Below are 13,626 nucleotides of genomic sequence, written 5' to 3'. Positions count from 1 at the left end.
CAACATGCGCGCACTCGTGGTGGAAGACGACCCCGACATCGCCAGCGGCCTTCAGGCCTCCATGCGCCGCGCTGGCTATGCGGTGGACCTGTGCACCACGCTGGACGCGGCCTGGCTCGCGCTTTCCGTGGAACCCTTCGATGTGATGGTGCTCGATCTCGGCCTGCCCGATGGCGACGGCATCGACCTGCTGGCCCGCCTGCGCCGCCAGGCTGCGCCGGTGGCGGGCCGACAAAGCCTGCCGCGCAACGACATGCCGGTGCTGATCATGACCGCGCGCGATGGGGTGAGCGACCGCATCGAAGGGCTCGACGGTGGCGCCGACGACTACATCGTCAAACCCTTCGATGCCAACGAACTCATGGCCCGCCTGCGCGCCATGCTTCGACGCGCCGGCGGGCGCAGCAACCCGGTGATCGAGCACGGCGAACTGGTGATCGATCCCGCCACGCACTCCGTGTTGCGCGCGGGCCAGCCGGTGGCCCTGGGCGGCAAGGAATTCGCTTTGCTGCTGACCCTGCTGCAGGCGTGCCCTCAGGTGCTGTCCAAGTCGCGCCTGGAGTCTTCGCTCTATGGTTTTGGTGAGCCGCTGGAGAGCAACGCCATCGAAGTCCATATCCACCACCTGCGCCGCAAGCTGGGCGAGCAACTCATCAAGACCGTGCGCGGCGTCGGTTACTTCGTGCCCCGGCAGGAAGCCGGCGCGTGATGGTGGATCCTGCGCAGCCCGCGGGCCGCCTGCCTCCGTTGTGGCGCCACCTCTGGAGCTGGGTGGTCGGCGTGTTGCTGGTGGTGTGGACCACGCTGCTGATGGTGGCCTGGTACACCGGTCACCACGAGGCCGAAGAAGTGACCGACGGCCAGCTGGTGGCGGTCGCGCGCCTGTGGCTTCCAGTGGTGACAGGCCCTACCCAGGCCGCGCCCGAGGCCATCGGCGAAAACCGGGCGCGCGCCTACGTGCAGGACGTGGCCGTGATCCGCTGGCAAGGCGCCCAACTGTTGACCGACACCCACGGCCTCGCCACCAGTCTGGGGCTGGAGCAGCCCCCGGCAGCGGGCTTTTCCCAGCGCCTGCAAGACACGCCGGCCGGGCAGGCGCACTGGCGTCTGTATGTGGCCGAGAAGGGCGATGCGCGCGTGGCGGTGATCATGAACATGGACCAGCGGCTCGATCTTGCGCGCGACATGGCGCTGAAGCTCGCACGCCCGGCGCTGTTCATACTGCCTTTGGTGGCGCTGCTCCTGTGGTGGGCATTGCAGCGTGGCCTGCGCCCGCTGGACCGCCTCTCCAGCGACGTGGCCGCGCTCGACGGTCTGGCCGGTCAGCGGCTGGACACGGCCCACCGTTTCCGCGAGTTCTCCAGCACCGTCTCGGCCATCAACTCGCTGGTCGACTCTTTGCAGGCCCGCGCGCGCCGCGAGCGCGGGTTCGCCTCCGACGTGGCGCACGAGTTGCGCACCCCGCTGGCCGCGCTCACCCTGCAGGCGGGCGCGGCGCGGCACGACCCTTCGCCGGAGCGGCTGGCTCAGCTGGAGGCCACCGCGCTGAGGGCTGGGCACATCCTCGCGCAGTTGCTGGACCTGGCGCGCGCCCAGCGCGGCGGGTCGCAAGGCGAGGACCCGGCGTGGAAACCGGTCGCTCTGGGTGACCTGGTGGCGAACCTCGTGGCCAGCCATGCGCCCGCTGGTTTCCAGAGCGGCCACGAACTCTCGCTCGACCAACCCGAAGACGTGGTCACCGTGCGCACCCAGCCGCTGCTGCTCGAGCTGGCGCTGCGCAACCTGATCGAGAACGCGCTGTCCCACACGCCGCCGGGCACGCAGGTGGGGGTGCAGGTCTGGCGCACCGCCGACGCGGTGGGCGTTTCCGTCAGCGACGATGGCCAGCGTCCCGGTGCACCTGTCGTGGCGGCGACAGCAGGCGCGAGCGGCCTCGGCCTGGGCCTGCGCCTGGTGGCGCGCATCGCCGAAGAACTGGGCGCCACGCTGGAGCGCAACGCAGGCGAGGCGCCCATGACGACGCGGTTCACCTTGCGCTGGCCGCTCACATAAGGCTCGTTTAACCCGGGCCGCCGATGCTCCGGGCGCCAGCGTGTGCTGGACCCTGCGAGCTGTCGATGTCGGTCTACCCTCTCGTTCGTCTTACTTCCCTGCGGTTGCCGCGCCTCGGCCTGCCTGCCGGCTGGAAGGCGCAACCCTTCCATACCGTGTGGCCGCTGGCCTTGTGGATGGCCGTGGTGAGCAACCTGCCGCTGTGGCAACGCGTCGATCTGCTGACCGCAGCCCAGGCGCATCGGCTGCCGCTGCTCGCCGGATTCGGTCTTCTGATGGTGGGCGCCATGGTGGCCCTGCTGTCGCTGCTGGCCTGGCCCCGCGTTTTCAAGGTGGTGGCGTCCACGCTGGTGCTCGTTGGCGCGTTCAACAGCCACTTCATGTGGCAGTACGGCGCGGTGATCGATCCCACGATGTTCGCCAACGTGGTGCACACCGATGCGCGCGAGGTCCGCGATCTGCTGTCTGCGCGTCTGCTGGTGACGGTGCTGCTGCTGGCGGGGCCACCGCTGTGGTGGATCTGGCACCGGCCGCTGGCCACGCGCGGCTGGTTGCCACAGACCGGGCGCAACCTGCTGGGGCATCTCGCCGGCCTTGCGCTGGTGGTGGCCATGGGCCTGCTCTGCTACCAGGACCTGGCCTCGCTGATGCGAAACCACAAGGACCTGCGGTACATGGTCAACCCGCTCAACACCGTGTACGCCGGTACGCGGCTGGCCACCGACCTGTTGCCCCGCCAGACGAGCGCGCTCCTGCCGGTGGGGGAAGACGCGAAACTCGGCGCCACCTACGCCCGTCAGGCAAGGCCGCCGCTGCTGCTGGTGGTGGTGGGTGAAACGGCGCGTGCGCAGAACTTTGGCCTGAACGGTTACGAACGGGCCACCACGCCGGCGCTGGCGCGCTGGCAGGCCGAGGAAGGCCTGGTGAACTTCAGCCAGGCGAGTTCCTGTGGCACCAACACCCTGGTGTCGGTCCCCTGCATTTTTTCGCCGCTCACGCGCGCCCAGGGTGGTGACCGCACACCGCGGCACGAGAACCTGCTCGATGTTTTGCAACGCGCCGGACTGGCGGTGTTGTGGATCGACAACCAGGCCGGTTGCAAGGGGGTGTGCAACCGCGTGCCCCACGCCAGCGCGGGAGACCAGCCGGTGCCCGGCCTTTGCGATGGCGGGGAGTGTCTGGACCCGGCCATGCTGCACGGCCTGGACGAACGCCTTGCCGAGCTCGACCCGGCGCGCAGCGCGCGGGGCGTGGTGCTGGTGATGCACCAGATGGGCAGCCACGGCCCGGCGTACTTCAAGCGCACACCCGCCGACCGCAAACCCTTCCAGCCCGAATGCACGAGCAACACCTTGTCCGACTGCCCGCACGAGCAACTGGTGAACGCCTACGACAACACCATTGCCTACACCGACCATTTCCTGGACCTTGCGCTGCAGTGGCTCAAGGCCCGGGCGGATGGTGGTGTGAATGACACGGGCCTGATCTACATGTCCGACCACGGTGAATCGCTGAGCGAGAACGGCCTGTACCTGCACGGTGTGCCCTACGCGCTGGCGCCGAGCCAGCAAACCCGCGTGCCCATGGTCACCTGGTTGTCACTGGGGCTGCAGTCGCGCGATGGCATTTCGCTGGACTGCGTGCGCTCCAAAGCGGACCAGGCGATCTCGCACGACAACTTCTTTCACACGGTGCTGGGCCTGATGGATGTGCAGACCAGCGCGCACGACCCGGCGCTGGACGCGCTGCTGCCTTGCCGATCCCTTTGAGCATGGTCCGTGGGGTATGTGGGATTGACGGGTTTCTGTTTCCTACAATGCGGCTTTTCCCCAGCCGCGCCAGCGCCCGCCCACCATGCAATTCATCCGTTTCTCCGACCTCTGTGCCCAGGGCCGCGCCAAGGGCCAGCGCGTCTTCATTCGCGCCGACCTGAACGTGCCGCAGGACGACGCCGGCCACATCACCGAAGACACCCGCATCCGCGCCAGCATTCCGGCCATCCAGATGGCACTGGACGCCGGCGCCGCCGTGATGGTGACCAGCCACCTGGGCCGCCCCAGCGAAGGCGCTTTCAAGCCCGAGGATTCACTGGCTCCCGTGGCCGCTCGCCTGGGCGAGCTCATGGACCGCCCGGTGCGCCTGGTCGCCCAGTGGATCGACGGCGACTTCTCGGTCGCCCCCGGTGAGGTGGTGCTGCTGGAGAACTGCCGCCTGAACGTGGGCGAGAAGAAGAACAGCCCGGAACTGGCCAAGAAGCTCGGCGCGCTGTGCGACATCTTCGTGCACGACGCCTTCGGCACCGCGCACCGCGCCGAGGGCACCACCTACGGCATCGCCGAGACCGCACCCATTGCGTGCGCCGGCCCGTTGCTGGCCGCCGAGATGGACGCCATCGGCAAGGCTCTGGCCGCACCGAAGCGCCCGCTGGTGGCCATCGTCGCGGGTTCCAAGGTCAGCACCAAGCTCACCATTCTGAAAAGCCTCGCGGCCAACGTCGACCAGCTCATCGTGGGCGGCGGCATCGCCAACACCTTCATGCTCGCCGCTGGCCTGAAGATCGGCAAGAGCCTGGCCGAGGCCGACCTGGTGAGCGAAGCCAAAGCCGTGATCGAAGCCATGAAGGCGCGTGGCGCCGAGGTGCCGATTCCCACCGACGTGGTGACCGCCAAAGCCTTCGCGGCGGACGCGCCGGCCACGGTGAAGAAGGCTACCGAGGTGGCCGACGACGACCTCATTCTGGACATCGGCCCCGAAACCGCGAAGAAGCTGGCCGACCAGTTGATGAAGGCCGGCACCATCGTCTGGAACGGCCCGGTCGGTGTGTTCGAGTTCGCGGCGTTTGAAAACGGCACCAAAGTCATCGCCGAGGCGATCGCCAAAAGCAGCGCCTTCAGCATTGCGGGTGGGGGCGACACGCTGGCGGCGATTGCCAAGTACGGCATCGAAAAAGACGTGGGCTACATCTCCACCGGCGGCGGCGCGTTCCTCGAGGTGCTGGAGGGCAAGACGCTGCCGGCGTTTGAAGTGCTGCAGCGCCGGGCCGCAGGCTGAGTCAGCGCTGTCGGGTCGGGATGCGGGCCACCACCCACACCCCGATCAGTGCCGCAATAAGCAGAACGGCCAGCACCACCGGCTGGTGCCGGAATCCCCAGGCCGACAGGCCCACCATCAGCACCATACTGACCTGCGCCACGGTCTTGGTGCGCCGGGTCAGGCTGCGGTGCGTTTCCCAATCGCGAATCATCGGCCCCATGAAGCGGTGGTTGAGCAGCCAGCCGTGCAGGCGCGGGGAAGCCTTGGCATAGCAGGCCGCAGCCAGCAGCACGAAAGGGGTGGTGGGCAGGCCAGGCAGCACCACGCCAATGATGCCCAGCGCGAGCGAGATGCTGCCAGCGGTCCACAACAGCCAGCGCACCGTGCGCGAGCGGTGCAGCGTCATGGTGCCCACCATCCCAGTGGATGGCGCGCCAGCGCGATCGAGGCCATGAAGGCCACGCACAACAAGGCAGCCGCCAGGAACAGCGCACGCGCCCGAAGGGAGGGCGCGCGCCGCAGCGCCATGGACCCGAGGGCAATGTAGACCAGCAGCAGGGCGAGCTTGAGGCCGAGCCAGGGCGTGTGCAGCGGGTTGAGCTGCAGCAGCCACCACAGGCTGGCGCCTGCGGTCAGCAGTGCGCTGTCGAGCACCACGCTCAAGCGTCGCCAGCCCAGGCTCAAGGGCCAGCCCTGGCCTTGCAGCACACCCAGTCCGCGGACGGCAAACACGCCCACACTGCCCACCACCAGCGCCAGGTGCGTCTTGAGCAGCAGCGGGTAGGTCCAGGCGATGTCCGGCGTTGGCATGGGGAAGGTTGTGCAGTCGGTCGGTGAAGATCGCCGTCAGCATAGCCGCTCCCCCGGGCGGTGGCGCCGCTACCGCATCAGCAGCAGCTGGGACGTGCCGGTTCGAATTGCGGAAACAGCTGGTTGTTCTCGAGGTGGATGTGGGCGATCAGATCGTCCGAGAACTGGGTGATGCCGGCATACAGCGCCCGCCAGGTGTTGCAGGCGCCCTGGGGGGGTGTGGCGTCGTGGGTCATGGACAGCAGGCGCTCCAGCTGCTCACCGTGGCTGGTGTGCTCCTCGCGCATCACGCCGATGGGGTGCACGGTCATGCCACGCCCGCCGGCCTTGAGCATCGGGAACAGGATGTTCTCTTCCTTGGCCATGTGCTCCAGCATCTCGGCCTCGATGGCCTCCAGGTGCCCGGCCAGACCGGCGGGCACATCGGGGTGCTCGCGGTGCACGGCCTCCACACGGCGCGCCATGCGGATCAGCTCGGGCAACTGCTCGCGGTGCACCGCGTGGTAACGCGTGAGGATGTGGTCGATCATCTCGGCGGGTGCTTGCGGTACGGGCGCGTTCTCTGGCCGCTCCAGCGCCGCCAGGTCGGCCAGTACCGCATCCACAGCCAGGCCTTTGTTGTCGCAGGCCTGCTGCAGGGCGATCTGACCGCCACAGCAGAAATCGAGCTTGAGGCGGCGGAAGATGGCGGTGGAACCGGGCAGGTCGACGGCGATTTGCCCAATGGGCTGGCTGGCGCGGTTGACGGTGTCTGCCGGGGCAAAGGTGGTGTCCATGGCTAGGGTCCTTTAATATTCATATGGAATGAATATATTAGCGCATAAAATGCACGCCATATGAACATTCAAGCCGTCCAGAAGGACATCGGCCTGAAGGAGGATGCACCATGCGATTGACCCAATGGACCGACTACAGCCTGCGCGTGCTGATGTATTGCGCCGCCAGCGAACAGCGCGAGCAACCCGCCACCGTGGGCGAAATCGCTGAGGCGCACGGCATCTCGCGCAGCCACCTGACCAAGATCGTGATGACGCTCTCCGGCCAGGGCCTGCTGGAAACCACGCGCGGACGGGGCGGTGGTCTGCGCCTGCTCAAGCCTGCGCACACCATCGTGCTGGGCGAGGTGGTGCGCCAGACCGAGAGCGATTTCACCTTGGTGGAGTGTTTTGACGCCGAACACAACACCTGCCGCCTCGACGGCCATTGCCGCCTGAAAAGCGCGCTGCGCGAGGCCATGGACCGCTGCCTGGAAGTGCTCGACGGCGTGACGCTGGCCGACCTGGTTGCGCCAGCACCGGGTGCACGCGGCGCCCAGCGGGTGCGCCTGGTGCCCGGCCTGCCGCGACCGCCCGAGGCAGCAGTCCGTCGCTCCCGGGTATCTGCCGGAGGCGAAAGCCGCTAACCTGTGCCCATGGTGTCCACCGCCTCCCTCTCGACCAAGCTGGTGCGCATCGGCGCCGGGCTCCTGCTCGTCGCGCTCGCGTCCATCGGGCTCACGCTGTGGGTGACATGGCAGCTTGAAGGCGGTGCGGCGGCGGTGAATGAGGCGGGTCGCATGCGCATGCAGACCTGGCGGCTCACCAGCGTGGCTCAGGCCGGGCGCGCACCGCAGGAGGTGGCGACACTGGTGCAGCAGTTCGACCAGAGCCTGGAATTGCTGCGCCACGGTGACGCCAGCCGCCCGCTGTTTGTGCCCTGGGACGATGCGGTGGGCCGCGAATTTGCCACCGTGGAGGCGCTGTGGCAGAACCAGCGCCCGCTGTGGTTGCAGGATCGCCCGCCCGAACCCACGCAGGCGCTGGCCACCGCCGACGCCTTTGTTGAAGCCATCGACGCTCTGGTGCTGGCAATCGAGAAGCAGCTCTCCGGATTCACCGCCATCCTCAACCTGTTCCAGTTCCTGATGATGGCGCTGGCCATCGGCGGCGCGGTGGTCATGCTCTACACCGGCTACATGTATGTGATCCACCCGCTGGCGCACCTGCGCCAGGGCCTGCGCCGCCTGGAGTCGGGCGATTTCAAGGCGCGTGTAGAGGCCGAAACGCTGGACGAATTCGGACAAGTGGCGGCTGGATTCAACCGCATGGCGGCCACGCTGCAGTCGATGTACGCTGGCCTGGAGACCCAGGTGGAGACCAAGACCCGCCACATCGAGGCGCAGCGCGCCCGGCTTGAGACGCTGTACGAGGTCAGCGCCTTCCTGGCCCGTGCCGGCAGCATCGAGGAACTCTCGCGGGGGTTTGCCCAGCGTGTGCGCGCGGTGGTGAAGGCCGACGCGGTGGCGGTGCGCTGGAGCGACGAGGCCAGCCAGCGCTACCTGATGCTGGCCTCCGACTGTTTTCCCCAGGACATGTTGGAAGAAGAACGCAGCCTGCTCGCCGGGGCGTGCGCCTGCGGCAACCTGCAGGCCGATGCGCGCACCCGCGTGATTCCCATCCGCAGCCATGACGACATGGAGGTGCGCCACTGCGTGCGCGCCGGCTTCGAGACGCTGGTGAGCGTGCCGGTGCGCCTGCAGCAGCGGATCATTGGCGAGATCAATCTTTTCTACCGATCGCAGACCAGCCTGAGTGCGGGCGAGACCGAGCTGCTGGACGCTCTGGCCAGTCATCTGGCCAACGCGCTGGAGAGCCTGCGCGCCTCGGCGCTGGAGCGTGAAGCGGCGGTGGGCGAGGAGCGCGCGCTGATCGCGCGTGAACTGCACGACTCCATCGCCCAGTCGCTCGCGTTCCTCAAGATCCAGGTGCAGCTGCTGCGCAACGCCACGCAGAAGGGCCAGGACGAACGCGTTATGAGCACGCTCGACGAACTCGACGAAGGCCTGCGCGAAAGCATCAACGACGTGCGCGAGCTGCTGGTGCACTTCCGCACCCGAACCAACACCGACGACATCGAGCGTGCATTGCAGGAGACGCTGCAGAAGTTCCAGCACCAGAGCGGTCTGCCGGCGAAGCTGCATGTGGAAGGCCACGGCCTGCCCTTGCCGGCCGATGTGCAGATTCAGGTGCTGCATGTGCTGCAGGAAGCGCTCTCCAACGTGCGCAAGCACGCCGGGGCCAGCCACATCCAGCTCGACGTGGTCAAGGGCGCGCGCTGGCGTTTTCGCGTACGGGACGACGGCGCGGGCTTCGATGCGCTGGACACGCCCGACGATTCCCACGTGGGCTTGAAGATCATGCGCGAGCGCGCTGCCCTCATCGGGGCGCAGGTCGACGTGAGTTCCGAGCCGGGCCACGGCACCACCGTGTCCCTGACCCTGCCACAGCATCCGGTGGCGGCCAGTCCCATTGCTGCACCTGCCATCGAGCACACCATCCCATGACCGCCGCCCTTCGCCGCCCGATCCAGTTGCTCGTGGTCGACGACCACTCCCTGTTTCGCCGCGGTCTCATGGCGCTGCTCTCGCAGGACCCGCGTTTTGAGGTGAGCTGCGAGGCGGGCGACGTGGGCGAGGCGCTGCGCTGTCTGGCACGCCAGCGGCCCGATGTGATCCTGCTCGACAACCACCTGCCCGGCGTGCTGGGGGTCGATGCCATCCCCGCGCTGCGCGAAGCCGCGCCCGGCAGCCGGGTGCTCATGCTCACCGTGAGCGAAAACGAGGCCGACCTGGTGGCCGCGCTCAAGGCCGGCGCAGACGGCTACCTGCTCAAGACGGTCGAGTCGCACCACCTGTGTCAGGCCATCGTCAAGGTGATGGACGGCGAGTCGGTGGTCAGCCCCGAAATGACCACCAAACTGGTCGCGGCGCTGCGTGCGCAGCCGCCGGCCAGCGGCGAGACGGGCGAGGAGCCGCCTGCAGGCAGCGCCGATGTCGAGCTGGCGTCGTTATCGACGCGCGAGCTCGAAATCCTGCATCTGATCGCGCGCGGCGACAGCAACAAACACATTGCCCGCCAGCTCGACATCGCCGAGACCACCGTCAAGATCCACGTGCAGCACATTCTGCGCAAACTCCACCTCACCTCGCGTGTGCAGGCAGCGGTGTTCGCTGCCCGACATGCTTTTCAGGATCGGTAACCGCCATGGCCTTGCACCACCTCGACTCCGGCGAAATCGCCAACCTGCGCCACCTTGGAGGTGACGCGCTGAGCACGCAGTCCATCGCCTTGTTCAAGTCCGAGCAGCTCGAGGTCATCCGCCTGCGCTTGCCGTTGGGCAAATCCATGCCGATGCACCAGGTCCCGGGTGAGATCACCGTGCAGTGCCTCGAAGGTGTGATCGATTTCGAGACGCCCGAAGGCGTGCAGTGCCTGCAGGCCGGCCAACTGCTCTTTCTGCATGGCGGTGTGCCCCACAGCCTGTTCGCGGTGGAAGACGCCAGCGTGCTGGTCACGATCGTTCTTTCGCATTGATCCAGATCAAGTGATGGCCGCAAACCGGCCGGCCTAGTTCTTCCGGACGCACCGCGTCCCGCCACCATCGTTCTTCAGAGCCGCCCCGGGCGCCCGGGAGGCGGATAGCCACGCAGGCGCCCAGCGCCGAAAGTCTTGCCATGCCCCGCGTGGAGAAAGACAACATGGCTTCTGAACTGAACAACGACAAAAAAGCGTGGTCCGTGCTGATCGTCAGCACGCTGGCCTTCACCGTGTGTTTCATGGTCTGGATGATGTTCGGCGTCATCGGCATCCCGATCAAGAAGGCGCTCGACCTCAACGCCACCCAGTTCGGCCTGCTCATGGCCACGCCGGTGCTCACCGGCTCGCTGGTGCGCGTGCCGCTGGGCATCTGGACCGACCGCTACGGTGGCCGCATCGTGATGACCATCCTCATGGCCATCACCGTGCCGGCCATCTGGCTCATGAGCTACGCCACCGCCTACTGGCATTTCCTCACCATCGGCCTGTTCGTGGGTCTTGCGGGCGGATCCTTCTCGGTCGGCACGCCTTATGTGGCGCGCTGGTTTCCGAAGAGCCGTCAGGGCATGGCCATGGGCGTGTACGGCGCGGGCAACTCGGGCGCGGCGGTCAACAAGTTCGTGGCACCGGTGCTGCTGGTGGCCTTCGGCTGGACCATGGTGCCGCAGGTGTACGCGGCCATCATGCTGGGAACCGTGGTGCTGTTCTGGCTCTTCACCTACAGCAACCCCGACCACCTGGTGCCGAGCAACGTGTCCTTCATGGACCAGCTCAAGGCACTCAAAGACCCCAAGGTGCTCAAGTACTGCCAGTACTACAGCATCGTCTTTGGTGGTTACGTGGCGCTCTCGCTGTGGATGGTGCAGTACTACGTGGGCGAGTTCGGTCTGGACATCCGCGTGGCCGCGCTGCTGGCGGCCTGCTTCTCGCTGCCCGGTGGCGTGTTGCGTGCGGTCGGCGGGGTGATGTCGGACAAGTTCGGCGCGCACAAGGTCACGTGGTGGGTGCTGTGGGTGAGCTGGATCTGCCTGTTCCTGCTGTCGTATCCGCAGACCGACTTCACCGTGGCCACCGTGGACGGTCCGAAGACCTTCCACATCGGACTCAACGTTTACCTCTTCACCGCGCTGATGTTCATCCTGGGCATCGCCTGGGCCTTCGGCAAGGCCAGCGTCTTCAAGTACATCAGCGATGACTACCCGAAGAACATCGGCGCCATCAGCGGCATCGTGGGCCTGGCCGGTGGCCTCGGCGGCTTCGTGCTGCCCATCCTGTTCGGCGCGCTGATGGACATCACGGGCATCCGCTCCAGCGCCTTCATGTTGATGTACGGCGTGGTCTGGGTCTCGCTCATCTGGATGTACTGGACCGAGGTGCGCCAGACCGAGGTCATGGGCGCCAACGCCAAACCCTTTTCTCTTCAAAGCTGACCCCACGCGTCGGTTCACAACACCATGAGCAACACACACAAGATCGGCCCCGACATCGTGGACTGGCGCCCGGAAGACGAGACCTTCTGGAACACCACCGGCAAACGCATCGCCTACCGCAACCTCTGGATTTCCGTGCCGGCCCTGCTGTGCGGTTTCGCCGTCTGGGGCATGTGGGGAATCATCACGGTGCAGATGCTCAACCTGGGCTTTCCCTTCACCCAGGCAGAGTTGTTCACGCTCACCGCCATCTCGGGTATCTCGGGCGCCACCATGCGCATCCCGGCGTCTTTCCTGGTGCGGCTGGCGGGTGGACGCAACACCATCTTTCTCACCACGGCGATGCTGCTGGCCCCGGCCATCGGCACCGGCTTTGCGCTGCAGCACCCCGAGTGGCCGCTGTGGTCGTTCCAGCTGCTGGCGCTGTGGTCCGGCGTGGGCGGCGGCAACTTTGCCAGCTCGATGTCCAACATCAGCACCTTCTTTCCGAAGCGCCTGCAGGGCACGGCGCTGGGCCTCAACGCCGGGCTGGGCAACTTCGGCGTGACCACGATGCAGATCGTCATCCCGCTCGTGATGACGCTGCCCTTGCTCGGGGCCTTTGGCGGCGACCCGATGACGCTGGTGAAGGACAGCGGCTGGATCTTCGGCAAGATCGCAGCAGGCACACCGACCTGGATCCAGAACGCCGGCTTCGCCTGGGTGATCTCGCTCGTTCCCCTGTCGATCCTGGCCTGGTTCGGCATGAACAACCTGAAGACCGTGTCGCCCGACACCGGCAACCCCATCGTCGCGTTCGCCAAGGTCACCTACCTCTACACCCTGGCTTTCATCCCGGCCATCTTCATGCTCTGGCTGTACCTGCCAGCGCCCACCGGGCTGGGCATCCTGAACATGTGGATCGCCATCCCGCTGGACATCGTGCTGGCGCTGCTCATGATGCGCGTGGCCGCCTTCGGTGCCATGAAGGAGAACGTGGCTAAGCAGTTCGCGATCTTCGGCAACAAGCACACCTGGTCGCTCACCGCGCTCTACATCGTCACCTTTGGCTCCTTCATCGGTTTCTCGATGGTGCTGCCGCTGGCCATCACGGTGATCTTCGGGTTCCAGCACGTGGCGGACGCGGCTGGCTTGATGACGCACACGCTCAAAAACCCGAACGCGCCCTCGGCCCTCACCTACGCCTGGATCGGCCCCTTCGTCGGTGCCGCGGTGCGCCCCCTCGGTGGCTGGATCTCCGACAAGGTCGGGGGCTCCATCGTCACCCAGGTCATCTCGGCGGTGATGGTGCTGGCCTCCGCCGCAGTGGGCTACGTGATGATGCAGGCCTACGGCTCGGCCACACCCGAGCAGTACTTCCCCGCCTTCATCGGCCTGTTCATCGTGCTGTTCTTTGCCAGCGGCATCGGCAACGGCTCGACCTTCCGCACCATCGGCGTCATCTTCGACCGCCAGCAGGCCGGCCCCGTGCTGGGCTGGACTTCGGCCGTGGCCGCCTACGGTGCCTTCATCGCGCCGGTGGTGATCGGCGCGCAGATCAAGGCCGGCACCCCGCAATACGCCATGTACGGCTTCGCCATCTTCTACGCCGTCTGCCTGGTCTTGAACTGGTGGTTCTACCTGCGTGCCGGCGCTGAGATCAAGAACCCATGAAGTCACTTCGCTCCACGGTTGCTTCAGGACTCAGGCCGGCGTGGCGCGCCGCTTCGTCCGTGTCCCCCGCCCTTCGGGCTCCTCCTTTTACCTACCGAAGCGGCGCGCCACGCCGGCCTGAGTCTGGAGACGATGTCGGCGCGCAAAAGCCTTCAGTCATTGCGCCCAGCCGTGCAGCCAGCCGATGGCAGTGGGGTGGATGCTGCAGTGAGGTAAAGGAGGAGGCCGCAGGCCGGGGGACACGAACGGAAGCATCCACCCCACTGCCATTGGCCCCCACAAAAGCAGGCCTG

13 protein-coding genes are annotated in these 13,626 nt (G+C 66.8%); 10 read left to right on the top strand and 3 right to left on the bottom strand.

The window, feature by feature from the left end; all coding sequences use genetic code 11:
- Positions 1-4 precede the first annotated feature (4 nt).
- The 4 genes from CAP37_RS18870 to CAP37_RS18855 all read left to right on the top strand — a co-directional run bounded on the left by CAP37_RS18870 (position 5) and on the right by CAP37_RS18855 (position 5,103).
- Positions 5-709, top strand: a complete 705-nt coding sequence (locus tag CAP37_RS18870) for a response regulator transcription factor (RefSeq protein WP_086125808.1) — start codon at positions 5-7, stop codon at positions 707-709.
- Positions 709-2,052 (top strand): HAMP domain-containing sensor histidine kinase, encoded by a 1,344-nt coding sequence (locus CAP37_RS18865; protein WP_086125805.1) that lies wholly within the window; start codon positions 709-711, stop codon positions 2,050-2,052. Before CAP37_RS18870 ends, CAP37_RS18865 begins: the two co-directional genes overlap by 1 nt.
- Before the next feature lie 65 nt (positions 2,053-2,117).
- Positions 2,118-3,821 carry a phosphoethanolamine transferase gene (locus CAP37_RS18860; protein ID WP_086125802.1) on the top strand — a complete coding sequence of 568 codons (1,704 nt, stop codon included), beginning with the start codon at positions 2,118-2,120 and terminating at the stop codon, positions 3,819-3,821.
- 85 nt (positions 3,822-3,906) lie between these two features.
- A complete protein-coding gene (locus tag CAP37_RS18855) occupies positions 3,907-5,103 on the top strand; it encodes a phosphoglycerate kinase (RefSeq protein WP_086125799.1) in 1,197 nt (398 codons plus the stop codon).
- 1 nt (position 5,104) lies between these two features.
- Here the strand turns inward: CAP37_RS18855 and CAP37_RS18850 are convergent, their stop codons facing one another.
- The 3 genes from CAP37_RS18850 to ytfE form a co-directional block, all read right to left on the bottom strand.
- Positions 5,105-5,491, bottom strand: a complete 387-nt coding sequence (locus tag CAP37_RS18850; RefSeq protein WP_086127111.1) for a YbaN family protein — start codon at positions 5,489-5,491, stop codon at positions 5,105-5,107.
- The gene (locus tag CAP37_RS18845; RefSeq protein WP_086125796.1) at positions 5,488-5,895 is read right to left on the bottom strand and encodes a SirB2 family protein; all 408 of its coding nucleotides are present in this window, start codon (positions 5,893-5,895) and stop codon (positions 5,488-5,490) included. The genes CAP37_RS18850 and CAP37_RS18845 overlap by 4 nt, the downstream gene beginning before the upstream one ends.
- Positions 5,896-5,972: 77 nt before the next feature.
- Positions 5,973-6,671 carry an iron-sulfur cluster repair protein YtfE gene (gene ytfE / locus CAP37_RS18840; RefSeq protein ID WP_086125793.1) on the bottom strand — a complete coding sequence of 233 codons (699 nt, stop codon included), beginning with the start codon at positions 6,669-6,671 and terminating at the stop codon, positions 5,973-5,975.
- Positions 6,672-6,781: 110 nt separating this feature from the next.
- Between ytfE and CAP37_RS18835 the strand changes: the two genes are divergently transcribed.
- From CAP37_RS18835 to CAP37_RS18810, 6 genes are all read left to right on the top strand, one after another.
- On the top strand, positions 6,782-7,297 hold the full coding sequence (locus CAP37_RS18835; protein ID WP_086125790.1) for an Rrf2 family transcriptional regulator: 516 nt from the start codon (positions 6,782-6,784) through the stop codon (positions 7,295-7,297).
- A 9-nt stretch (positions 7,298-7,306) separates the two neighbouring features.
- The gene (locus CAP37_RS18830; protein ID WP_086125787.1) at positions 7,307-9,217 is read left to right on the top strand and encodes a type IV pili methyl-accepting chemotaxis transducer N-terminal domain-containing protein; all 1,911 of its coding nucleotides are present in this window, start codon (positions 7,307-7,309) and stop codon (positions 9,215-9,217) included.
- Positions 9,214-9,912: a response regulator gene (locus tag CAP37_RS18825; protein ID WP_086125784.1), complete on the top strand. Its 699-nt coding sequence runs from the start codon at positions 9,214-9,216 to the stop codon at positions 9,910-9,912. Before CAP37_RS18830 ends, CAP37_RS18825 begins: the two co-directional genes overlap by 4 nt.
- 5 nt (positions 9,913-9,917) lie before the next feature.
- Positions 9,918-10,247, top strand: coding sequence for a hypothetical protein (locus CAP37_RS18820; protein ID WP_086125782.1), 330 nt, complete (start codon positions 9,918-9,920; stop codon positions 10,245-10,247).
- A gap of 164 nt (positions 10,248-10,411) precedes the next feature.
- The gene (locus CAP37_RS18815) at positions 10,412-11,680 is read left to right on the top strand and encodes a nitrate/nitrite transporter (protein ID WP_086125779.1); all 1,269 of its coding nucleotides are present in this window, start codon (positions 10,412-10,414) and stop codon (positions 11,678-11,680) included.
- A 24-nt stretch (positions 11,681-11,704) separates the two neighbouring features.
- Positions 11,705-13,333, top strand: a complete 1,629-nt coding sequence (locus CAP37_RS18810; RefSeq protein WP_086125776.1) for an MFS transporter — start codon at positions 11,705-11,707, stop codon at positions 13,331-13,333.
- Positions 13,334-13,626 lie beyond the last annotated feature (293 nt).

Source organism: Hydrogenophaga sp. IBVHS1 (genome assembly GCF_002127265.1).
Classification (GTDB): Bacteria; Pseudomonadota; Gammaproteobacteria; order Burkholderiales; family Burkholderiaceae_C; genus Hydrogenophaga.
This window is presented reverse-complemented; position numbering and strand designations above follow the sequence as displayed.